We start from the raw sequence: 23,440 nt of genomic DNA, 5'->3' as shown, positions 1-23,440 counted from the left end.
AATTCATCCCGCAGACCAAGGCTCCGTAAGGAGCCGCAGCTTGAATATTATGTTATAGGATGTGGCTGACTTCATCGAATTACTTAATAAATACGTTCGTGATATATGGCCCAAAAATGATCCCCAATAGTGTAGTAATAACACCAGCAGCTAAACCCAGAAAGAAGTTGAACCACCTTTCCGTTTTCTTTCCTCTTTCTAAGATAGTGTCCATATGATTGATAAGAGGTACGGCCTTACTATGTTCTATTTCAGTTAATTTGTTATATCTCTCGTATTCAGTTCTAAGGTAATTCAATTTTTCGGTTCGTTCTTTCAAAGTATCCTCCAATTCAAAAAGTAAATTTGAAGTTTCATGTAACGATTCGTATGCCTTCCGAATCTTTTTTTCTATTTCGATTCTTGATCCGTGTAGTTCTTTCATTATTGATTGATATACTTCATTTGTTATTGTTACTTGGAACCCCGGTAAATGTATTATTACCTTCATAAAATTAGTTAAAAATTCCCCTAACATAATTGCAATCTTTTTCTTCATTCTTTGTTATCGCCCTTTATATATTATTTACAGCCCATTTCCTATAACGTTCCCGTACTCACGACGTCCGACGTAGTCGGATGTGTCCGGCTGCCTCTGCTTCCCTGAAATCCCTCTGCCGGAACGAGGGCGCATGCCCGACGCGTGAATATAATGTTATCAGATGTAACCCCTTCTATAGAATCATAATACCATCTCTTCTTCCTCAGAATTGCAACCACATCCAATTGCTTGTCCAAAACATTTTGGACATTGCTCCCAGTCACATCCGAGCACATGAAATTCACCTTGTTTAACCATACAATCAGCACAAGTTTCCCTAGTATGTCTTAATCCTCGTTCATACTTCTCTTCACCGTATCTAATTCGAGGATACGCTTCGCCTTTTATCACATATTCTTCAATATATTTTGATTCTATAAAATCTTTTGGGAATAAGCGATGTACCTCTTCAGAGTTATAAATAAAAAAATCTTGTTTGAAGAAGGCCATCAATTCAGCTTCTTCTTCCCATAATCCTTCATCAATGAAATTATGTAATTCACCATCCAGAAATCTGTAATGAAATGAAGTTGCAAACTCAAATAACACTGAATACTTTGATTTTAGTTCTTGAACAGGTAAATCTACTTCAAAGTGCATCATTTGGTTTCTTAATGCTATAGCCTTTTTGATTTTTTGAACGTCATTCTTTTCAAGAGGTAGCTCAAGAATGTTAATCATTCTATCTAATGCCAATGAAAATGAAATAGTATTTTTAGGATTATCAATATTTTCATAAATCAGAAACTTATTTGAACGTCTAAGTTTCTCTTTAGTCATCAACTCAATTGACTGTACAATATTTATAAAAGCAATTTTCCACGCTCTAAAATCTTCTTCAGCATAACTGTAGTAAGAAAGTGAAGAATTTAAAAAATCGTATGCATTCTCAAGTAAATTCATTTTTAATCTCATTTGAAGTCCTCCTAGGTTAATTTCTGCTAACGTATTATTTACGAATTTCGTGAAAACAAGGAATATAATAAGTTAAATGAATCACCGTATTTGAAATAGTCCTTTTGAATCATGTTTATATTGTATCATCAAATGGAAGAATATTACGACTGATAACTATAGTTAAAAACAAAAAAATCCCTGCCTTCTATAAACTGTACCCTATGTAAAGGACTATTCTAAAAAAGACTAGTTTGCTTGAAGGAGATGATCTCTGTATTGTACAGGGGTCATCCTTTTTAAGTTCCATTGATATCTGTAATGGTTGTAGTAGGTCATATACGACTTGATTTCTCGTTTAACTTCGTCCAGGGTGGTACATGTTTTTAGGGATACCTCATCTTTTAAATGACCAAAGAATGATTCTTGTGGGGCGTTATCCCAGCAGTTTCCTCGCCTGGACATGGATTGTTTGAACCCCATGTGGTTCACCATCTTTTGAAAATCCGGATGCGTGTAGTGAGTCCCTTGATCGGAATGAATCAAAGCTTCTGAAGTCTTCTTAAAACTTCGATTCTTCTTTAATTTGAGCAACGTTTCCATCGCCAGATCCATGGTGATTCGCTCAGACACATGGTAAGCTAGAATTTCGTTTGTAGAACCATCCTTAATCGTGGATAAATATGCTCGTTGACCTTTCCCATAGACTAAGTAGGTAATATCGGTGAGCAACACTTTACCGGGCACTTCCTGTTTAAAGTTGCGCTTCAACAAGTTAGGTAGGGTCCGATGTTCCTGAGTCGCCTTCATCATTCGCTTGTATGGATTGGCTCTTCGGAAAGGACAGACCATGCCATATTTTTTCATGATCCTCCGTATTCTTTTCAGATTGTAAACCACCTGAAATTGTCCCTCTAGAATCATCTTGATGGAACGAGCTCCTCGCTTACGTTTTTTTGAAGTGGAATGCCTGGGTTATCGTATATTTAACCGCTTCATCGTGTTGTTCTTTTTGATCGCGCAGATTGATGGATGTAGAGGACCAGTAGCCATAATAGCCGCTCTTGGAGACGGCTGCAGTCTTACATAGATAGCCTACCATCCGCTTCAGCTTGTATTTCTGAATTACATCTTGAATTAGGATATATTTATGGCAAGGCGCCAGTTCTATCCCCTGTTTCCCAGCCTCCCTTCTGCCAGACGAATCTTTTTTAACAGTTCGTTTTCTGCCTTCAAGAGATGAATTTGTGCTTCAAGTCGTGCATTCTTTTCTTCCAAGGTGAGCTCTCGTTGCAGTGGTCTCCCCGAATACTTACCTCTCGTATCTTGTAAACCCAGGGTACCCTGTTCCCTGTAAGAGGCTCTCCACCTTTTCCCAGAAGATCCAATCCGCTTCATGCCGACGATCTGGACGTCAAATCCGCAGTCTTCGAAAATATCTCTTGGCAGTTTGCCTTGTTGATTAGATGCGATAAAGAGCTGTTTAAACTCTTCGGTATACGTAATCCCTTTAGAAGATACAGATTTCACATATGGGTTTGCGGAAAGCTGTTTTATTTCTTCTGCTGTGAACATTTTTTTACTCATCTGTATCCCCATCCCTGTCTTTTTCACGGTATACATAAAAAATACCCCATAGAGAGACTTTTTTGAAGTGTCTACTCTACAGGGTACAGTTTACTAAACAGAAGCTTTTTTGAATAATTGATTTACACGGGCATCCCATCAATGACATGTACGTAAGAATCATCAAACGTTAACTATACATAATATATAAGAAAATAGGTTTATTCCATGTGTACCACCTGACATTAAGCTTCATCCACATCAATTAGGAACACCCGCTCCTGGAATCCGCCTCGGGCCTCGGCTTTGTCCACCCGCAGCTTGTCCAGCTCCAGTACACTCGCTCCATGTACTTCTACGAGTGCTCGGATGACTTCCAGCATATCCGCCAGTTCTTCCAGCGCTTCCTGACCTTTATTCGCTTCAAAATATTCCTCGGCTTCTTCACGAAGCTTCGTTCGCAGTTCCTGCTTATACTCCTCTGGTTCCAAGATACGTGTCCGACATTCCTTGCCCTGAGACATAATGAGGTGCGGAATCCGATCCCGCACCAGTTTGTTGTATGTAGGCATATGAAATAACACCCTTTCTGATATGTGGAAGCGCAATCTTCATCCAACATCTTCCTTTTCCTCATTATATCATTAGCTCAAAAAGAACCAGGTATTATTGATAAAAGATCTACCGATTCATTGAACGAATTTTCTTTATAAATAGACGGATACCGCTTAGACGGATCAGCTACGATCCGCTGTGACAGAGACTCTAGAATAGAGTCCGTTTTATAAAGCAACTTGTCTACTTCCTCCTGTCTCATCGTCTCCTCGGATGCTTCATCCTCTCCCGAAACCAGATAATGTACCGTACCGATAAACAGCACCATATCTAAATTGGGCTCAGCATCTGTGTGAATTAAAGGGAATAGGTCAGTCATGGATCGAATGTACGATGGAATGATTTGGTTTCGATGAACATACATGGCCTTAGCCATAGAAAACATCGCTCGATCACAAAGAATGAGGCAGTTTTGAAACTGATGATGGTCGCGCATCATCTGTGCAAGCTTGATCTGGTATTCGGCAAGCTTTTGAAAATCCATCATGCAATTGAATATGTAGGTGTCGCTGTACTTAGGCAATTTGAAATCAGAACCATTATGTAGTTGGGGACTTAAGGAGTAATGTTTCATGGGGAATCAACTCCTGAATTAAAATTTCATAAATAAGGGTTTTGCAAAATCCTGAAACAGATGTGAGCAACGTAGCACAAATATGTAACCATCAAGATGTATAATTTTCTAGCTACCGGACAAGCTTCCTAATAAATATTACTATATAGTAGTTTTTAATTCAATTTACTTACTAACACTTATTAATTAGATGTAACTCTTTCTCTACACTTCTAACTAGAGGATTTTGCAAAATCCAACAAGCGACTTCCAATAATAATATATAGGTCGTGATGATCTAGTTCGTCTATATATTGCACTTTGGAGCGATTGGAATCGATTTTGTAGAACCCTTACTATAGAGAGGTGTATTCATGTCAGAACTTTTGGAATTAGTCGGTACACGTATTCGAGATATTCGAAAGTCTAAAGGGCTTTCCCAAGAAGCTTTAGCCGAAAAAGCAGGATTCAATTCGAGTTATATTGGATTTATTGAGCGAGCGGAGAGAAATATATCTTTGAAAAATCTGGAGAAAATAGCGAAGGCATTGAACGTGGGCGTCTATCAGTTGCTTACATATGTGAAGGACAATGATGAGCTTACCGAAGAACATTCAAGTATAAAAACCATTTTAACTCTCCTTAGAACTCGTGAATCCAAAGATACTGAACTGGCATTAAAGATTCTTACGGACATCTTTATAAGAATCGATGAACGATGAAACAAAAAAGGAACTGCGCTTTGCAGTTCCCCACCAACCTCTTACGACAATGCCAACATCGCTTTCATATCTTCCTCTGCGGTCGTAATTAGCTTCAAGCCAAACATCTCCACTAGTACATCCAGCACGCCAGAAGAAATAAACTCAGGCGGCTTCGGCCCAATGCGAATATCCTGGATGCCAAGGCTGAACAAGCCCAGCAGGATGGCAACGGCTTTTTGCTCAAACCAGGACAACACAATGCTGACAGGCAGCTCGTTCACCGTACAACCGAATGCATCCGCTAATGCCAGAGCGATTTTCACAGTAGAACCCGAATTGTTGCATTGCCCCAAATCAATATAACGCGGAATTCCTGTATCTCCAACGGTTCCATAATCCACGTCATTGAAGCGGAATTTACCACAGGATGTGGTCAGAATGACCGTATCGTTCGGCAAGGATGTAGCCAGCTCGCGATAATAGTTGCCGCCTTTGCCTGGTGCGTCGCAGCCTGCGATGACGAAGAAACGGCGGATATGTCCGTCTTTAACGGCCTGAATAATCTCAGGAGCCAGCCCGATAACTGTCTCATGATGATATCCCGTTGTAAGCACCTGCTCTGAATCTACATCTGCGGCTGGCAGAGCCAACGCGCGCTCGATCAATGGTGAAAAGTCGTCGTCCATGATCTTGGCTACTCCCTCCAGCCCGGCTACTTCATAAGAGAAGAAGCGGTCTGCATACGTGCCTTTAATCGGCATAACACAGTTCGTCGTAGCCAGAATTGCGCCCGGGAACTCTTCGAACAGTCTACGCTGATCGTACCAGGCTTTACCGATATTCCCTTTGAGATGTGCATATTTCTTCAATGCCGGATAACCGTGAGCAGGCAGCATTTCCGAGTGAGTATAGATATTAATGCCCTTGCCCTCTGTCTGCCGCAGCAATTCCTCCAGCGCATACAGATTATGTCCGGTCACGACGATGCATTGGCCTTCGATTTTATTTTGGCTGACCGTAATCGGCTGCGGAATGCCAAAACGATCCGTATGCGCACGATCCAGCACATCCATGATCCGTACAGCCGCATTTCCGACCTTCATCGCCATTTCCAAATGCTCTTGTACATTAAAGTTAGAATTGGTTAAGGTCATATATAACGCTTCATGCGTGATGCGATCTACCTCAGGATCGGTATAGCCCAACTGGCGAGCATGTGTCGCATAGGCAGCAATCCCTTTTAATGCAAAAATCATCGTATCCTGCAAGCTCGCTATCGTCTCATCTTTCCCGCACACCCCAACTACTTTACACCCGCCACTCGGCGTCTGTTCACACTGATAACAAAACATATCGTTTTCCTCCAAATATTTATAGATATTTGTTCGTTATCCCCAGCGTAACAAACCCCTGAATGCGTAGGTGTGATTACACACACATTTTTTTAGCATTTATCATCATAGAACAGTGTAGGACAATTCCACATGCCAATCATTCCTACTCCAGCGAATTTTCCTGAATTCCCCCGCCTTTACGGTACTGCACAGGGGACACACCCATGGTCTTTTTAAAAGCGGTGCTAAAATAGTGCTGACTGTCGTAACCCGTACGTTCTGCTATATCATAGATAGACAACGTCGTGGAATCCAGTAGCTGCACTGCTTTACGGATACGGGCACGCGTGACGAGGGTCACGAAACTGTCGTTGAGCTCCTTTTTCAGCACACGGCTGAGATATACGGCGGATACCTGTAGCCGCGAGGCAAGGGCTTCCAGCGTCAACTCCCGATCGGCGTAGCCTTCCTGAATAAGCTGCCGAGCACGGCGTACGATGGGAGACAGCTGCGATTCGCCATACACCCGATCCCGACACATCCGGTACGCATCCATTGCGCCTTCCAGCCCACCCGCGTTGGATTCCACATGCGTATGAACCGCTATATTCAGGTAGCGTCCAATCGCCTGCTCTATGGAAGCGCCAATCGTCTCGGGTGCCTCCTGCCACAGGCATATGCCGATCAGCCCGTTCGCATCGCGGAACAACACATGTGGCAGGTCCTCCAGCAGTTCGCCAATAATATTTTCAGCGGCAAAAAGAAACAACTGTCGGTCATTCTCGCGCATAATCGTCTGCCGGGCCTCTGCCGCTGGCCACCGTACGACACCGATCTGAGCAGGCGGCCGCGATGGAAGCCGTAAAAACGCCAACTGCTCCATGACATCTATGCCCGTATGTTGCCCTTCCAGCCATTCCAGGCAAAACCGCTGGCGCAACAACGGAATATTCCGCTCAATCTGCCCGGCAGCTTGTTCTACATAGGCGGCACGCTTACGCTCTTCCTCGAGCCGCTGACCGAGCCGTGACAGCGCAGCGTGAAGCTGCTCAGCATCTACCGGCTTCAAGATATAATCCTCTACGCCAAGTCGGACTGCCTCCTGCGCATAAGCAAATTCATCATGCCCGGAAATGATTAGACAGCGGCACTCCGGACGTACTTCCCGCAGCCGACGAATCAGTTCAATCCCGTCCATGAACGGCATATTCATATCGACCAGCATGATATCTATGCGAAGCTGACCCACCAGCTCCAGCGCTTCTTCACCATCCTCCGCCTCAGCTGCAACCTCCATGCCGAGTGCCGCCCAGTCTATGCAATCCCGTATCCCCTCTCGGATGATCGGCTCATCATCTGCGATCAATACTTGGTAACGCTGTGCTGTCCCTGTTATCACTTCCGTTATGGCCTGGTCAATCAGACTCACCGTCGTTGAGTTGTCTCTGCCCTTTGATTTCGTCATCCTGACCCTCTCCTTTTTCATGCGGCTTCTTCAGTTGCGCCATATCCAGCAGCAGCGGATGAATGATCGTCACGCAGGTGCCTGCTCCTTCTTTACTATCCAGTACAATTCCATATTCCTCACCAAAAGATAGCCGGATACGCGCTTGTACATTCAGCATGCCGTAGCTTCTACCATTTGTACTAGCCCCACTTTGCTTCTGCTGTCCTTCCATCGCCTCCAGCGGTATTTCCAGCAATTCACGCAGCTCACGCAGCCTTTCTGCCGCCATCCCTGCGCCATCATCACGCACCGTCAGCAGCAGCTTGTCGCCTTCAGCTTTAGCTTCTATCCAAATCGTGCCTGGGCCACGTCTGGCCTTGATGCCGTGATAAATCGCATTTTCCACTACAGGCTGAAGCATCAACTTCAACACGAACAGATCCTTTAGCTCGTCGGGTACATTCAACTCCCAGCGAAGTCGGTCACGATAGCGGGTTTGCTGGATTTGCATATAGCTAGATATATGCTCAATCTCGGAGCGCAGCGGAATAAAGTCATCCCCCTTGCTCAGCCCGAGACGAAACAATCTCGATAGCGCTCCTACCATGTCAGATACGTCGTCTACTCCATTTCTTCGGGCCATCCAATGAATCGTATCTAGCGTATTGTATAGAAAATGGGGCTTAATATGCTCCTGAAGGCTGCGTAGCTCGGCATCCCGTTTTTGCCGTTCTCTCAGTTCGCTAAGTGACATGAGACGGCGAATTTGCTCCAGCATCCGGTTAAAGCTCCGCCCCAGCATTCCGACTTCATCCCCACGGTCACTCCATTGGCGAACTGTAAGATCCCCTGTCTCTGCCGTCCGCATATAGGACATCAGCCGGAAAATTGGCTGCGCAATGGAACTCGACAATCGCAAGGATGCCGTTAAGCCAAATAGACATACAATGAAAACAAAACAGACGACATAGAACTGAATTTGTCGCACTTCCAGTGTAGATTCGCGTGCCGGGAATACCCCCACTGTTCTCCAGCCCGTGAATTCGGAAGCCCTGAACATGAACAGCAATTCCCTGCCCCCAGCTTCACGGGTAAACATCCCGCTGTCACCTGCCCCGAACCATTGCGGTGGAATGCGCTCAATCAAAGGCATATCCGGCCTGTACACGCTGCGTCCCTCAGCATCTGTCACCATTAAATACCCACTTTTGCCCAAGGTTACATCTCTGGCGGCCTGCGACACAGCCCGTAGCTTGAGGTCAATCATTATCGCGCCTAGCACGCGTCCGGTTTCCGAATCCGTAACCGAACGAACGACGGAGACAATTTCACTGTCCTTGTACCGGACATGAGTGGTCACATTACGGTGGCTCGGCTGTCCTAGCACAGTGAATATGCCTGCATGCTGCGCCGCCTGTTGGTACCAATCTTCTTCCGTCAGGCTACGCGTGCTTCGAGCATACATTTCGTTGCTGATATAGTCGCCTTTTTCGTTCACGATCAGAATCCCTGCAATTTCAGGATATAACGTAGTATAGCCCTGCAAAAATTGCTTCATTTTATACAGCGTATCCTGCTCCTGTACAGAACTTAATGCCTGCTTGGAGCTGAGAGCCTGATTTTGCGCCGAGTTCTGAGTCTGCTCCCCCTGGTTTTCCGTTGTTATTACACTCGCATGACCTGCGTGGCCGTCAGCCAGCGTCTTCCCTTTCCAGAACTCCCCGATATCGGGGTTAAAAGCAATCAGATACGTCATGTTCTGCAAATTTTCCATTTTGGTGTCCAGTGCTTCATTTACCTTGCCAATCAACTGCATCGTATGGTCTTCCACCTGCCGCTCAATAATCCGTTCCACCGTCCAATTGACCAGCAGACCTAATCCCAGCGAAGGTACAATGCCAAACAACAGGAACAGAAGCATCAGCTGATAACGTAAGGGCATATTGCGCAAGCGTAACCGCGGCATCATGTGGTGCACTCCTAGCTGGATACGCTTCCAAAATTTATTTCGCATAATAATCATCTACATTCGCCTGGGTGACAACAGAGATTCCAGTGTCTACCCGCACGGGCAGCGGAGTGTTGTCTCCAGTGGAAGAAGGCGCAGGAGTCGTCAAATGATGATGCAGATGGAACAGATATTGAAGCGACCAATAGCCCATATTCCATGTTCCCTGGGCAATTGTTGCCGAGATTGTGCCACCACGAATCATATCCAATGTCGCTTTATTCGTATCAAAAGAAATGATTTTCAGCGGGTGGCTGTTTTTTTGACTCAGTACCGCTTCACCTACACCTGTTCCTCCCGTTGCTTCGGTCACAAAAATGCCCGCCAGTTTCGGATAAGCTTTCATCAGCCTTTGCGACTCATCCCGGGAGACCATCGCGTCTGCGCGGCCATCCGCTACTTCCACCACCTTCATGGCAGGATACTGCCGCTGTATGGTATCGCGAAAGCCACGCAAGCGTTCCTCATGATTTTGCTGACCGGGTAGCGTCAAAACAGCGACTTGACCTTCTCGTCCCAACAGCTCTGCCATTTTGTCCGCAGCGGTCACGCCCGCCTTATAATTATCCGTGCCCAAAAAAGAATACGCCCGACTCCCCGGCGCTTCGGCATCAAACAGTACCACAGGAATGCCCGCATCCAGCGCCTTATTAATTACCGGAATCAGAGAGTGAGGATCAATCGCTGATATGGCAATCCCTGCGGGCTTACGAGCAATCGCCTGCTCAATAACGGTCGTCTGCTCCTGTGCATCATAACGGGTAGCTCCCCGATACTCCACAGTCACTCCCAAAGCATCTCCTGCATCCTCGAAACCCTTGAGCCCGCTTTTCCAATACTCCAAGCCAGACTGGAAGGTAATCATCATATAGGTTTCTCCGATGCTGCCTCGTAGCCCCTTATCTTCCCAAGTACCATTCAACGGGCCAGTTTGTTCATACCTGAACACATAGAGAGCAAAGGCCGCAATCAACAGCATATATACCAGCAGCGTTTTTTTCATCCTTCCTCCCTCTTCCTGTGTGTATCCTTAAGTTATAAATTCACTTTAATTTATTCTGGTTTCACTTAGATTGTAAACGCAATCATATTAAATTGGAACTACTTCACTCTTCTTACTTTCAGGTGGCGTTAATCCTGCACTAATGTTTCTACGTTACAATACCTACAATTGCGCTAGGAAAAACATGTGCGTATCTTGAGGAAAAGGAGTGATATGGATGAGCAAGCCGCGTATCGCGGAGTGGACAGAACTACGGGGCCTCGCCTACCTCGCTGTCGTGCTTCAGCATTGCATTGGCGAATATATTTATCGCAGCGACATCCAACAGCCAGATTCTGTGATGCTCGCGATGCTGTATCATTTGACACGTTTTGGCACACCGACGTTCGTTTTCCTGTCTGCGGCGCTGCTTTTTTATAATGGTAACAAACCGATTGGCTACCCTCGCTATATTGGCAGGCGGTTTCGAGATATTTATGTTCCTTTCCTCTGCTGGACGGTTATTTATTGGGTATGTACTCAAAACTGGTCAACGGCGCAGTGGGGAAATATTTATTTTTACAAAGGTATGTTCGAGGAAATGATCATCCCCGTCAGCGGATATCATCTATGGTTTGTAGTGATGATCTTTCAGTTTTATATTTTGTTTCCTTTATTTTCAAAAGCAGCCGGGCAGGTTCAAGCGTTTCTACGCCGTTACAGCACGAAAAGACGCAAACAGCTTGTTTTGGCTGTTATGCTGATTGCCGCTGCGGCTTACGCTTTGTTGTTACAATGGTCCTACTATGACATGTCTGCATGGAGCACTGGGTTGCCGTCCTTTTGGCAGACTCTGTTAGATTACCGCACTTATAACTTTGTTATGTATTTTTTCTATTTTATGCTGGGCGCAGTGTGCGCCTATATGACGGACACCTGGCGGGGATTGACCCAACAGACGTTACCGTGGAATGTATTTGTCTTTATTGGTCTATTCATGCTTATGGGTCACACAATGCTGATCCAGTCGGGTGATACGATCAATCTCAATATTTCTACTTATTTGAAACCAAGCACCTTCGTGCTGATTGTCTCGCAGTTGCTTTTGTTGTATGGACTGCTGCTTCATTTGCAAAAAGATACGCGATCCGAGCCGTTTCGCCGTATGCTGAACTGGATCGGACGCTATTCCTTCGGAGGATATCTGGCCCATGCGCTCGTGCTGTCCTTCATATCCTACTACACCCGCCCGCTTGCACTGGGTGATCATCATTTTACAGCTACGCTCATTACGTTTGTCGTCGTGGCAAGTGTTTCTCTGGGCATCAGCTGGCTCTTGGCCCATCTGCCCGGCGGCAACTGGATTGTTGGCTCCAAAGGCAGACAGCGGTTGAACTGGCATTCGTTTCGTTTCCAGTTCCTTTCCTCTAAGCGCGCTTCCAAAAGCACGCAGGAGCTTGGCTAAACTTGTGCGTCTGTGTTTCAGCATGGGGTTATAAATCCAATGGACTTTGGCAGGGCTCTCTTATGGAGCTCTGCTTTTTTGTTGCCTTAGTATGCTGTCCCCCAAAAAATGATTAACATTTTATGACATGAATATGTATTTTATTTTAAAATAAGTCATTATATAGAATAATAATAAACATTACGTGGGAGAAGTCACAGTTTTGCATAAAGAGAAAGGGGAGGATGGACTGAACATAACATCGTCGTTGTTAATGATCTGATCCAAAACATGGTGAGGCTGCTTTCTGGTCTGATACATACGGTTGTACTGATTAATCAGTTCATCCAAAAGCATAGACTGTTCAAGTACACAAGCATGTCCGAAGCCATACTCTGCGTAAAGATCATGCAAGTGTTGTCTGGCGTGTTCCATTTGTTGAATTAACGTTTCCGTTTTATCCCTGTTCAACCTGCATACCTCCTATTGAATCTAATTTTAAGGAGGGATGTCCAACTACTTAAGAACTTTTTTTGAACCAAAAAATTACAAAATAATACAAAAAAAGACCAGCAGTAAGCTGGTCCAGTGGTAAACTTTCGAATTATGCACCGCCGATAATTCCAGTTGTAGAAATCGTTCCATGACCTTGAGGCAAGCCTTGGATTGGTACTGCGAATACCAACAATAAGCTAGTCATTGCCAAAAGCAAAGCCATCTTTTTGATCATTTTTTTCCCACACCTCCTGTGACAATTTTTCGTACTGATCCAGTATTTCAGGATCGGCACAAGCTCTGAAACGATCAAATAAACCTGCGCAAGTATGAGAGAGCTGTGCATTATTTATCTTATCAGATTTTTCCAATGCGTCTATTAAACATTTGAAACCATATGGATATCTACCTTTATTTAGGTTGTACTTAGCTAACTTGTACCAAAACCGCGCAGCTTCCTCAGGCAAGACTTGCTGAGTATACATATCAGCAGACATTGGTTCCTTATAGGTTGCAATTTGAGGCTCAAAGTGTTTCAGGATATGATCTATATCAATATTATACCGATTGGCTGCTTCTACGATATTTAAGAGTTCGGCAAAAATTTCATCTTTGCCTTCCATATACTCTACGTATTCCGGCAAAACAGTAGCATCACCTGCCATCAGCCGATTTACACATGTATTGATTTTTCCCCATCCTTGAAACAAACCGATCCAATGTTGTGTTTCAGGATCCCTTTCCTTTACCCAACTTAAATCGGCGTGAGCCTGGATGTATTTAAGACCTTGTACGTAATCTCCCTGAGCATGACAAACGGCTGCGCACAACAGGTCTGCGTAAGCAATATATACAAAAAGCGGCCTGCTTGGTTTCTTTTGTTTGTCACAGTCACGATTCAATTTGTACTGTATTTTTGCTCTACGCCCCATTTCCTGAGCTAACTCATATACAGTGTCCCAATGATTCAATGAACGATGTATGTTCGCCAAATCTTTTAAAGCATCTAATTGCTCTATCTCGTCTAAACGATCCACAAAAGGGGCAAATTCAATGGCAGCTTGAAGATTTACAGCTCTATCTTGTCCAATATTGATTTGGAACAAACGATACTGGCAGACCGCCAATCGCTCTGAATGCTGCTGCTTCTCACTTTCAGCCACCTTTTTGTAAAGGTATGCCGCTGCTTCGTTGTAACCGTCTTTGTATACATTTTCGGCAACTTCAAAGAGCGATGGCGGATAATTAGGGTTATCCAATAGCAAAATTACAACTCGCTGCAAGCAGTCGAGTCGTCCTAGTTCAATGCATCGGTATAAGAAAGGGCTTATTTTTTTCCAGTTTAGCGGAGATTCTTCAATGCATTCTTCAATATAACGTTCGTAAAAATAATCCGGTGGTAAATTCATTCCCGCAGTAATACTATCCAGTTGATGAACAGAAATAGATCGGTTACCAGTCACAATGCTACTAACTGTACCTACATTCAAATCAATCGTGTGACCAAACTTGGTCATCGTTAAGCCTTTTCGTTTCAGATAAGTTTGAATTTCTGCCTGTATCGTAGGTGTGATTTCCATGGATAAACCACCCTTTCAGCATTTTCATAGAATTTCAATTTCAATTTCAATAAACAATGTAATTTGGAAACTAATGGTATAATTATTGATTTTCTTTCACGATAATACCATCTTTTGGAACAAACATAAATGCTTTTACTTTATTGATTTTTATATTTTTTTTAGGAGATCATTGGATGTTGGACAATGGAAGGAGAAGATCACTTGAAAAATACAGGTATGACACGTCCCTTGGATACGTTAGGCCGGATTGTTATTCCTAAGGAGATGCGAACCTCTATGGGGATTCAAGCTGGTGAATCTTTAGAATTTTATTTGGATGTTGAAACAGGATTATTGAGCATGCGAAAGTATATAGGAGTCTGCTGTCATTTATGCTATTCGGTTCAGGATTTAAGCTATTTCAGGGGTTCATTTTTATGTAAAAAATGCATAAACGATCTGAAGGGAAACATAGGTGTGAGTCAAATGCCTGTACCTGTTATTAAGGAACCTGCGTGCAAAGAAAAAAGTGTACATCGGTTGTCTTCACAACATTTGGTTGAGAAGCTAAGAAGACTCATGCACGAGCATCCAAACGCCAAGCAAGGCGAATACGCTGAACGGCTCGGCGTATCCCAAGGCCGTATTTCCCAGCTTAAAAAGCTATTATAGGTATCGCTCAACTCATATTCTAGCAAAGCTAAATAACCAGTCGCTGGTTGATTTCGTGCGACTGGTTATTTAAACTTCTAAGCCTATATTTGCTGTAAATTATGGAATTAAACCTATCAAAGTGGTATATTGACTCAAAGCTAAAAACTAATGTTGAAGTAGGTGTATAAATGAAATCACACGTTTTAATTTATGATGGTTATGTGAGTTTTGAGATTATGCTAGCAACCTATTTTATGAAAACCAAAGGGGACATTGTTACGATTGGAGTAACCAAAGACCCTGTAATTTCCTATGAGGATTTTAAAGTTACGCCTTCGGTAGCCCTTGATGAAGTGTCTGCTGAGGATATTCAACTCCTAATTATACCTGGCGGAGATAACACCCCATTAAAGACGAACAAGCAGCTTCTAGCTCTAATTAATACATTGAATAATGATCATAAAGTGATAGCGACCATTTGTTCTGCCACTGAACTACTGGAGATAGCAGGTGTCTCCTATAAAAATCCTGTGAATCATCCAACGGGTCTGGAGATACACAAGAATATCATTACGGCTAAACCAAATCAGTATGTGGACTTTGCAATTGAAATAGGCAAGGTGATGAACATTTATACTGATGATGAAGATTTAAAAGAAACCATTGATTTTTTTAAGCTCTTTAAAGATAATTGACTCTTCTGCTCTCCCACAACAATCACTTTATGTATGGTGATATTTAGGATACTATAGTGAGGGAAATAGCATACATAAGAGGGGTAATTAAAATGAATGACAAATTAAAGGGGCTATTAGTGGGCTTAACCATTGGCATGATGATTACTGGTGCAACCGCAATGGCTGCATCTGGAACAAGCGTAAATGCTGTTGTGAAAAAGTTTGATGTATTTTTAGAGGGGACAAAAAAGAACACTGCCGATGGCTTGATTTACAACGGAAACACGTATATCTCTGTTAAAGATATTGGGATTGCAGAAAGCAGACAAATCAGCCTCATTGATAATAAACTGTATTTAGGTAAACAGCAAAAGATGATTACAGAAAATCAAGCACTCCATATTCTTTCTGATAAAATAAAAAAGGATGCTGTTAAATATAATTTAAACTTAATGGTTGAAGGTTTGGAAGGAACTAAATATTGTATAAGAGTTTACGAAGATTTCCCTGATCACATTGCAACTTATGGATTCTATTATGTAGATAAATACACCAGTAAAGTAACTAAATATGACATAGCACAAGATAAGGAAGTGGAAATTTAAGGATGGGTTTCCCCCATCCTTTTTTTATTGTCAAACGATCTACTCCTCGACTTATTCAAGAGCAGATATACCACGGTATCCCCGGCTAACGCTTCAATTGAGCTTCATTCGAAGCGCCGGACTTACGATCGAATGTAATCGGGCCTTTACGGTTCACAAGCCGTTTCAAGTCCACGGTCATTTCATTCTTCAACTTATCAATGAGCTGTTCCTCTTTGATGCCTTTGCTTTTAGCAACCTCGGCCAACGACTTCCCTTGTCCCAGCTCTTTCTCTAACTGGACAGGAGTGATGCCCAGCAGCTTGGCTACTTTCTCGTTGAGATGGTGATTCAAGCCGCCAGGCCTTTTGCCGTGCCTATGTCTGTGAACATGCCCGTGTTCGTCCTGTGGTTCAGCATTCCATTGGCGGGTTGCCCCTTGGATAGAGTCGTTGGGAGTGAGAGTTTGCAACGAATTACTCGGTTCCGTCCCGGAAGCTCCAGCTGCACCCGCAGTGCCATACATCATCACTCCTCCATACAGGATAGCAGCGGTCAATTTCCATTGTTTTTTCATGTTGCAGACCCTTCTTTCATCCTTTTTAAAATAATATTTTCTTTTCCCGCTATTTTTATTCATATTTTCGCCTGTTAAGTAACCATAAGACGGGAAAAAAGAAATTATGAACATTGCTATCACAATTACACCCAACCTTCGATCTACACGCGCTCCTTGGGAACCCTATCCTGTAGAGTGAGCAAGAATGAATAACTATACTTTCTACAATATAACTTGAAATTTTTCAAGTTATATATTAAGGAAAATATGATAAAATAAAATTGTAAACGTTTACAATTTTATTTTTGGAAAGACATGTTTCATCAAGCTACTACAGAATGCACTGCATCATAGTGAGGCTACAGGAAGAAAGTCCAATGAAACAAAAAAATAAGGTTATTTTTATGGACATCCAAACGCACGAGCAAAACCATATCGGTCAGCGAGCACTTCAAAAAGTGGGAAGACATGGACAAGATGTATGAATATTTACTTACTGTAGAGGGATACCAAAACAGTCGGAGTGCCAATGTAACTAGTAATACAATTACGATTGGCGGCAATAATGGCACCAGAAACCAAGAGATCGAGCTCGTTGTAACAGCCGATGACGGGACATGGGATGCTTATATTAACTATTTGGAGATCGACTAAAATTTCAAATCTAGTAAAGAGTTGAATCGGTTCGGAGTATCGGAACATCCATACTATATTAAAATAGCTAGGAGGTAGACCCATGTTTATAGCTAAAGCAGGAAAATGGACGGCGATTATGTCAATCACCTTGTCTTTATTCACAGGCTCGCTGGTGATCTCGAGCAACCAAGCGCTTGCGGCTGATTGCTCGAGCGGTTATGTAGCGTTAACCTTCGACGATGGTCCCAATCCCTCTAACACCAAAGCGCTTCTTAGTGCTCTGAAGCAAAACGGTTTACGCGCGACGCTCTTTAATCTTGGACAAAACGCGCAGAATAATCCTTCGCTTGTACGTGACCAGCAAGCAGCAGGCATGTGGATCGGTAATCATTCATGGTCACATCCGCATATGACACAACTGAGCACATCGCAGATGTCATCGGAAATTACACGCACGCAGCAAACGATACAGTCCATTACTGGCACGGCACCAAAGTTGTTCCGTCCTCCGTATGGCGAGACCAACGCAACCCTCAAATCCATTGAGACCCAAAACGGTCTTACCGAAGTATTGTGGAACGTTGACTCCCAAGACTGGAACGGCGCCTCCACCGCACAGATCGTAGCTGCTGCGGGCAAACTTAAAAACGGCGATGTGATCCTGATGCATGATCAGTACCAGACTACACTCCAAGCTATTCCACAAATTGCACAGAATCTTAAAAATCGTAACCTTTGCTCTGGTATGATCTCACCAAGCAATGGCCGGGCGGTAGCGCCTGATGGCGGAAACGGCGAAACGCCGCCAAACAAAGGCACAAAAGTGGAAGCAGAGAATATGACCAAAGGCGGTCAGTATACTTCAAATATCAGCTCGCCGTTCAACGGAGTGGCTTTATACTCCAACAATGATTCAGTGAAATTCACACAGAATTTTACCAGCGGCACCCATAGTTTTTCACTCCGTGGTGCTTCAAATAATTCCAACATGGCCAAAGTTGACTTGAAAATTGGTGGACAAACGAAGGGTACCTTCTACTACGGCGGGAACAGTCCTGCGGTCTATACTTTAAACAATGTCAGCCATGGAACCGGAAATCAAGAGATTGAGCTTGTTGTAACAGCCGATAATGGGACATGGGATGCTTATATTGACTATTTAGAGATCATCTAATTTAAAAAAACAAAATCCCGGCGGGATCTTCCCAACCGGGATTTTTGTCGATATCCTTTTTACAACATTCTCAATGTAAAAATAACAAAATCTTGAAAATTGCAATCTGTTGTATAATGGCGGGTAACAACTAGAAGTCGCTATAAAAATATTCATAAGAGATGCAGGTGATGGCGATGGAATGGTATTTTGCATACAAAGACGAATTGGAAAAAGTATTTCGTCAAGCGGAGGAACGGACGTCCACGTTTCCAGCTCCCTTTCAGCAAGAGGGTTTGGACTATCTGGCGCGTTTTAATCCGTTGCGGGAAGACAGCACGCGTAATTACATATGCTATTTGCTTCCATTTTGGCTGCAAGAACTCACAGGACTGCCCCCCGAAACATGCCGCAGGCTGTCACTTGGCAACGTGTTCGTCATGGCTCACTATTTAATTCAAGACGATGTGATGGACACAGCAGCAGACAACCGTAAAACGCAACTCGCTTTAAGTCAACTATTCTATACCGAGTGTCTAAGCGTATATCGGGACCTTTTTCCGGCAACCTCTCCTTTTTGGTCATATGCCCGAACGTATGTTGATGAATGGGCCGTTAGTGTGATATCCGAAGGAACAGAGGAATATTTTCAAGGAGAAAAAAATAAGGTCGCGCTGAAAGCAAGTCCATTAAAAATGGCCGGAACGGGTGCTTTGCTGCTCGCAGGCCGTGCTGATCTGATTCAAAACATTACAAATATGACGGACTTGGCGCTACTCGTGCTTCAAATGTCGGATGATTGGGCGGATTGGTCAGAAGATTTGGTCGAACATAGCTATAACTGTCTTTTGTCCCATATCAGTGCCGAGCAAAAGACGGCTTACTGTGAAGGATTGGGACCCAAACAGATTCAGGAAGCGATTTATGTACGCGGTGCGCTTGCCAGCTATGTGAACATTGCCGATCAAGCAGTCCAACAGTTAGAGACCCTGGAGCCTTCTATCCACGGCCTACATAGCTTTGCACATTCTATCGCAGCTGAGCTGGGCGAAGTGGCGGCAGAAATTGAAGGCGGACGCTCGCATTTGAGAAGAGGCGGACTTGACTACTGGCTCTCCAAAAATATGAAATAATGCTAGATTTTTCTGAGCCCTTCGTGGTATACTGACTAGGTAAATATAACCAATTGAATGAGAGGGTGATTTTTGATGGCTACTGAAGTTCTTCAAACACAAGTCATTCAAAAAGCTTGGGAGGATGCCAGTTTCAGAGAGAAACTGATGACTGATCCCAAATCTGCAATTCGTGATGTGTTAGGAGTCGTGATCCCCGATCATATCCAAATCAAAACATTAGAAGAAACGCCTGATCAGTTTTTTCTGGTAATTCCTCCAGACCCCTCCGGCGTGCTCGCTGCATCCCAGAAACCTCGCTCAATGTGGTAGAATGATTGTTAATGCTTATTTAATCTAGATTCCTTAACCTCATAGGGGTGGGCTCAGCAAGCTTCCCTCCGTTTTCTCCGAACGCAAAAAAGCCGGATATTATCCGGCTACGGGGAAGCGGATGGTCGCTTCTGTTCCCACCCCTTTTGCACTTGTAAAAGTTATTTTTCCATTCATCGTTTCAATAATCCGAAAAGTCACCATCATTCCTAAACCCGTGCCTTTTGTCTTATTCGAAAAATAAGGCTCACCTAGTCTGGATAAAGTCTGAGCATCCATCCCTTCACCATTATCCCGAATATGAATGACAGCTTCTCCGTTATCCACATAAGCCCATATATGAATAAGCCCCTGGTCTCGCAGCGCTTCAATACTGTTTTTGATGATATTGATGAACGCCTGCTTGAACTTGGAGGAATTCCCGCGTACTTTGATTTCCTGGGGAATATCCAGCGAAATTTTTCCACCTTGCAAATTAGCCATTGGACTGATGATTCCTTCAATATGCTTGAATTCGTCCAATATGGTCAACGTTTTGGTTTGGTCAAATTCTGGCTTGGCAAAGGTCAGAAAATCAGTAATAATCGCGGAAGCTCGATCCAGCTCCTCCAGAGCGATATGTAGATAGTCTTTGTTCTTACCATCCTCCTGCTTGCTCATCAACTGAAGAAATCCACGTGTAACTTGAAGGGGATTACGTACCTCATGAGCTACAGATGCAGCCAGATCGCTAATAATCTCCATTTTCTCCGAACGTTGAAGCTCATTATTGAACATTTCCAGTTCTCTGGAATACCGAACCACCTGCTTGTGCTTTTCTGCCAGTCTTCTGCCCAAAATCGCGATCAACGCCAGTACAAAACCGAACACGCCCCATTTCCACAAAAACATATTGTAGTGTCCGTCCAGAATGAAAAACCAGCTCAGTTCCCCGATAGAGATGACTGCAAAAAATGCAAAGCCTGTCGATAAGATGATCGCTTCGTGATCACCCTTAAGTGCCATGCGAACCGAAGCAAATACCAGCAGTATCATTAAGGCGACGAGTAATATACCCAGAATGACTACACTAAAAAAATAATATATGTTGTTCAACCGCTCCTGTGCTCCTAAATTCACAATCATCATGGTAAAGCAGAACAAAGAGTAGGCGGTTAACAACTTTCTGAATTTGCGAATCAGTATAATCGAATTGATGTTTTGCTCAAAAAAGAAGGCTAATGAGGGCAGCAGAATAAATAGTGCCACATCAAAAAGTTGTAAGTACAGCTTGCCATAGCCGCGATAGAATGTATACAAGAATGGTGAATACGTTACGATCATCAGACCAATAGACAATACAATCGCACTTAGAGACAGCCACATGGCCATACTCGGACGGAACAGAAAAAACGAGCAGATCAGCAGCACCAGGGCGATAAAGATAAACGTACTGCCCAGTACAATATCTAAAACATCCATTCTGACCAAGGTCCCCAACAAATCACGATAATCACCGGTCATCACATTACCGATGATGCCCAGTCTTTTCTTACTGCTTTCCGTCCATATGTATAATGTTTTACCGCTGTCTTCCGGCTTCAGCGGAATCAGAATACGATTATTCTCATAATTGTACCCACGGTAGGATTCGTAAAAATTGGTCCCATCCTTATACAGCGTAATATGCCTGCCATAAATATTTTCAAAAAGGATCGCTGGCGTTTCATCATTTAGCGAAGGTAACTTAATACGAATCCAGGCGGAGCCTATATTGCCGGGCTGCCTAAGCAGTTGTGTATCATCTTCAATATGCATCCAGATCTTGCTAGGATTCTTTACCTCATCTAAAGAGCCATCCTCGTCTACCTCTCCCCATCTCATATCCCAGGAGGGTATTTTATAATCCCCTTCCGGGGTCATTTTGGCCGCATAGGCGGAGTGACCCAGCGACAACAGCATCACAATGACCGCTAGCAGGGCGGCGACAGCTTTGGGCACATGCCTCATATTAAGCACCTCAAAGTTACATAGTAGGATTTACAAGTTTGTATACGTTTTAACATTTTTTACGTCCTGAAATTATATTATTCTATACGATGATGTGCATACCTTCTTCACAAGAAGGATATCATGTTCTTTTTACTCATTTTTTGTAAAATCTTCATATTGATTAATGATCATTTCCTGTTCGCGCCGCTCTTTCTGCTCTCTAAGCTCCAACCATGGTTCACAATCTTCATCTTCATAGATCGTCCAAATATCGGAAAATAAATAATCGCGTATTTCTACTATTTTTCCGGCCTGTCCGCCATCTGTCCAGTATAAGCCTTCCGGGCGCCGAATGAGGGTGCGGGAAAATCCCGGGGTAGATGCCTTTTGTCCTACGCGGATACGACTAATCATCGGACCAAACATGTACCATTCCAATTCATATCCCTCCCTATCTTCTTTATCATATCACAGCAGTTACCAAAAAAACGCTAATTGAGAATGGGCATCTCCCTATTCGCATGATTTTAACTTCCTACAGACACACTAACTGAAGGTTTAGCCGTTCCGCTGTTTGGGTAAGGTCGGAATAAGCAACAAAAAGTAAAGGAGCTGAGCAACATGGCAAATCGTGACGATCGAACTACTGAGCTACATGACAATGATTTTGAGCCTTCTCTGCAAAATGCAGAAACCAACTGGGAGAATCTGACCGAAGGGCCGGATACTCCTCTGGAGGACGTACCAGATGCCGATGAACTGACACCGAACAGTCCCGTTGATCCTTCTGCTCCTGCCGAATTCCTGCATGGTACCGATTTGCTGAATGGTACCGATGGGGATGAAGAAGATCAACTGGAAAGCGACGATATGCTGGATTAACCACTTCATTTTATCGAGTGAAAGAAAACGGTTACCCATTCTGCTATGCGGGTAATGTAGTGTATAACAGAAAGGAGTTGACTGATCTCCTATGTATAAAGATCCGATGTCTCAGGCCGATATGGAATACAAACGGTATAAAGCCTTGAATCCTGTGGAAGCAGACGACCGTAGGACTGCGGACAAGACGAATACGGACGATACCTCGACCGAAGATAACCCACGAGGAGTCGCATCTGCGAATCCCGAACCCAGGGATCAAGGAAAATAAAAGGACAGATAGAGAATGCAAAAAGGGTGCTACCAAGCCACACAGATGATAGACATGGCTTGAGTGCACCCTTTTGAACTTCACATGTTGCAAGGGCAGCAATTCAAGGAAAAAAACTTGAACCTGATAATCAGGGCTTGCCTTCTGTACCTACTTTGTTTAAAATAAGGTCAAATCTTTTGAATACCATGAACAAAGACATCGACGGAGACAAGTAAACGTCTAACGGATTCCCACAGAAAGGTACGAATTGCTGAGAGCGTACCGCAATCCCGCGTTGAAATTCACTCCCGAGTCGAGCCTTGAACCGACAGAAGGATTCATTCCTTTGTCCGAGTAGAGGTTTCCGGAAGCCCCCGTTACGGGCATCAAGCTTAGAAGTTACTGCTGTCGACTGAACGACGTTGACGATTCGTATGTATAC

At 43.7% G+C, this 23,440-nt stretch carries 22 protein-coding genes, 3 pseudogenes and 1 other annotated feature (1 of these 26 cut by a window edge); of the genes and pseudogenes, 11 read left to right on the top strand and 14 right to left on the bottom strand.

What is annotated here, in order from left to right:
- Window positions 1-79: 79 nt before the first annotated feature.
- From MHH57_RS05560 to MHH57_RS05540, 5 genes and pseudogenes are all read right to left on the bottom strand, one after another.
- On the bottom strand, window positions 80-538 hold the full coding sequence (locus tag MHH57_RS05560) for a hypothetical protein (RefSeq protein WP_165178539.1): 459 nt from the start codon (window positions 536-538) through the stop codon (window positions 80-82).
- Window positions 539-721: 183 nt separating this feature from the next.
- Window positions 722-1,495: a hypothetical protein gene (locus MHH57_RS05555; protein WP_209950026.1), complete on the bottom strand. Its 774-nt coding sequence runs from the start codon at window positions 1,493-1,495 to the stop codon at window positions 722-724.
- Window positions 1,496-1,723: 228 nt separating this feature from the next.
- Window positions 1,724-3,061: pseudogene (locus MHH57_RS05550) on the bottom strand (IS3 family transposase).
- A 224-nt stretch (window positions 3,062-3,285) separates the two neighbouring features.
- Window positions 3,286-3,612, bottom strand: a complete 327-nt coding sequence (locus MHH57_RS05545) for a nucleoside triphosphate pyrophosphohydrolase (protein ID WP_342434926.1) — start codon at window positions 3,610-3,612, stop codon at window positions 3,286-3,288.
- Between the two features lie 77 nt (window positions 3,613-3,689).
- A complete protein-coding gene (locus MHH57_RS05540; protein WP_209950028.1) occupies window positions 3,690-4,229 on the bottom strand; it encodes a HEPN domain-containing protein in 540 nt (179 codons plus the stop codon).
- Window positions 4,230-4,582: 353 nt separating this feature from the next.
- On the opposite strand from MHH57_RS05540, the gene MHH57_RS05535 reads away from it, so the two are divergent.
- The gene (locus MHH57_RS05535; protein WP_029516129.1) at window positions 4,583-4,930 is read left to right on the top strand and encodes a helix-turn-helix transcriptional regulator; all 348 of its coding nucleotides are present in this window, start codon (window positions 4,583-4,585) and stop codon (window positions 4,928-4,930) included.
- Window positions 4,931-4,971: 41 nt separating this feature from the next.
- Here the strand turns inward: MHH57_RS05535 and hcp are convergent, their stop codons facing one another.
- The 4 genes from hcp to MHH57_RS05515 all read right to left on the bottom strand — a co-directional run bounded on the left by hcp (window position 4,972) and on the right by MHH57_RS05515 (window position 10,704).
- The gene (gene hcp / locus MHH57_RS05530; RefSeq protein WP_028543172.1) at window positions 4,972-6,264 is read right to left on the bottom strand and encodes a hydroxylamine reductase; all 1,293 of its coding nucleotides are present in this window, start codon (window positions 6,262-6,264) and stop codon (window positions 4,972-4,974) included.
- Between the two features lie 145 nt (window positions 6,265-6,409).
- Window positions 6,410-7,711, bottom strand: coding sequence for a response regulator (locus tag MHH57_RS05525; protein WP_069010373.1), 1,302 nt, complete (start codon window positions 7,709-7,711; stop codon window positions 6,410-6,412).
- Window positions 7,662-9,662 (bottom strand): sensor histidine kinase, encoded by a 2,001-nt coding sequence (locus tag MHH57_RS05520; RefSeq protein ID WP_342434925.1) that lies wholly within the window; start codon window positions 9,660-9,662, stop codon window positions 7,662-7,664. The genes MHH57_RS05525 and MHH57_RS05520 overlap by 50 nt, the downstream gene beginning before the upstream one ends.
- Before the next feature lie 34 nt (window positions 9,663-9,696).
- Window positions 9,697-10,704, bottom strand: coding sequence for a substrate-binding domain-containing protein (locus tag MHH57_RS05515; protein ID WP_165144527.1), 1,008 nt, complete (start codon window positions 10,702-10,704; stop codon window positions 9,697-9,699).
- A 217-nt stretch (window positions 10,705-10,921) separates the two neighbouring features.
- On the opposite strand from MHH57_RS05515, the gene MHH57_RS05510 reads away from it, so the two are divergent.
- Window positions 10,922-12,148: an acyltransferase gene (locus MHH57_RS05510; RefSeq protein WP_342434924.1), complete on the top strand. Its 1,227-nt coding sequence runs from the start codon at window positions 10,922-10,924 to the stop codon at window positions 12,146-12,148.
- A 267-nt stretch (window positions 12,149-12,415) separates the two neighbouring features.
- On the opposite strand, the pseudogene MHH57_RS05505 reads toward MHH57_RS05510, so the two are convergent.
- Window positions 12,416-12,598 (bottom strand): annotated as a pseudogene (locus tag MHH57_RS05505) (aspartyl-phosphate phosphatase Spo0E family protein); the annotation flags it as partial.
- A gap of 221 nt (window positions 12,599-12,819) precedes the next feature.
- Entirely contained in the window at window positions 12,820-14,202 is a 1,383-nt protein-coding gene (locus MHH57_RS05500; protein ID WP_342434923.1) for a helix-turn-helix transcriptional regulator, read from the bottom strand.
- A 204-nt stretch (window positions 14,203-14,406) separates the two neighbouring features.
- Here MHH57_RS05500 and MHH57_RS05495 point away from each other — a divergent pair, with 204 nt between their 5' ends.
- The 3 genes from MHH57_RS05495 (at window position 14,407) to MHH57_RS05485 (ending at window position 16,120) form a co-directional block, all read left to right on the top strand.
- Window positions 14,407-14,856 carry an AbrB/MazE/SpoVT family DNA-binding domain-containing protein gene (locus MHH57_RS05495; protein ID WP_245249123.1) on the top strand — a complete coding sequence of 150 codons (450 nt, stop codon included), beginning with the start codon at window positions 14,407-14,409 and terminating at the stop codon, window positions 14,854-14,856.
- Between the two features lie 170 nt (window positions 14,857-15,026).
- A complete protein-coding gene (locus MHH57_RS05490) occupies window positions 15,027-15,533 on the top strand; it encodes a DJ-1/PfpI family protein (protein WP_209950033.1) in 507 nt (168 codons plus the stop codon).
- A gap of 92 nt (window positions 15,534-15,625) precedes the next feature.
- On the top strand, window positions 15,626-16,120 hold the full coding sequence (locus tag MHH57_RS05485) for a hypothetical protein (protein WP_029516121.1): 495 nt from the start codon (window positions 15,626-15,628) through the stop codon (window positions 16,118-16,120).
- A gap of 85 nt (window positions 16,121-16,205) precedes the next feature.
- Here the strand turns inward: MHH57_RS05485 and MHH57_RS05480 are convergent, their stop codons facing one another.
- Window positions 16,206-16,676, bottom strand: a complete 471-nt coding sequence (locus MHH57_RS05480; RefSeq protein WP_342434922.1) for a hypothetical protein — start codon at window positions 16,674-16,676, stop codon at window positions 16,206-16,208.
- 393 nt (window positions 16,677-17,069) lie between these two features.
- Between MHH57_RS05480 and MHH57_RS05475 the strand changes: the two are divergent.
- From MHH57_RS05475 to MHH57_RS05460, 4 genes and pseudogenes are all read left to right on the top strand, one after another.
- Window positions 17,070-17,312, top strand: a pseudogene (locus tag MHH57_RS05475) (hypothetical protein); the annotation flags it as partial.
- An 82-nt stretch (window positions 17,313-17,394) separates the two neighbouring features.
- Window positions 17,395-18,468, top strand: a complete 1,074-nt coding sequence (locus MHH57_RS05470; RefSeq protein ID WP_029516119.1) for a polysaccharide deacetylase family protein — start codon at window positions 17,395-17,397, stop codon at window positions 18,466-18,468.
- 176 nt (window positions 18,469-18,644) lie between these two features.
- Window positions 18,645-19,580, top strand: a complete 936-nt coding sequence (locus MHH57_RS05465) for a hypothetical protein (RefSeq protein ID WP_342435163.1) — start codon at window positions 18,645-18,647, stop codon at window positions 19,578-19,580.
- Between the two features lie 75 nt (window positions 19,581-19,655).
- On the top strand, window positions 19,656-19,892 hold the full coding sequence (locus MHH57_RS05460) for an NHLP leader peptide family RiPP precursor (protein WP_013309068.1): 237 nt from the start codon (window positions 19,656-19,658) through the stop codon (window positions 19,890-19,892).
- A gap of 99 nt (window positions 19,893-19,991) precedes the next feature.
- Here the strand turns inward: MHH57_RS05460 and MHH57_RS05455 are convergent, their stop codons facing one another.
- Together MHH57_RS05455 and MHH57_RS05450 are read right to left on the bottom strand one after the other, a co-directional pair.
- Window positions 19,992-21,881, bottom strand: coding sequence for a sensor histidine kinase (locus MHH57_RS05455; protein ID WP_029516117.1), 1,890 nt, complete (start codon window positions 21,879-21,881; stop codon window positions 19,992-19,994).
- Between the two features lie 132 nt (window positions 21,882-22,013).
- Window positions 22,014-22,301: a hypothetical protein gene (locus tag MHH57_RS05450; RefSeq protein ID WP_029516116.1), complete on the bottom strand. Its 288-nt coding sequence runs from the start codon at window positions 22,299-22,301 to the stop codon at window positions 22,014-22,016.
- Between the two features lie 183 nt (window positions 22,302-22,484).
- On the opposite strand from MHH57_RS05450, the gene MHH57_RS05445 reads away from it, so the two are divergent.
- Complete coding sequence (locus MHH57_RS05445) at window positions 22,485-22,745, top strand: hypothetical protein (protein WP_029516115.1); 261 nt, start codon at window positions 22,485-22,487, stop codon at window positions 22,743-22,745.
- A gap of 91 nt (window positions 22,746-22,836) precedes the next feature.
- Window positions 22,837-23,016 (top strand): hypothetical protein, encoded by a 180-nt coding sequence (locus MHH57_RS05440; protein ID WP_029516114.1) that lies wholly within the window; start codon window positions 22,837-22,839, stop codon window positions 23,014-23,016.
- A gap of 192 nt (window positions 23,017-23,208) precedes the next feature.
- Window positions 23,209-23,440 (top strand) — a binding site (T-box leader); it runs 39 nt beyond the window's last position.

The organism is Paenibacillus sp. FSL H7-0442 (assembly GCF_038593105.1).
Taxonomy (GTDB): domain Bacteria; phylum Bacillota; class Bacilli; order Paenibacillales; family Paenibacillaceae; genus Paenibacillus; species Paenibacillus polymyxa_D.
This window is presented reverse-complemented; position numbering and strand designations above follow the sequence as displayed.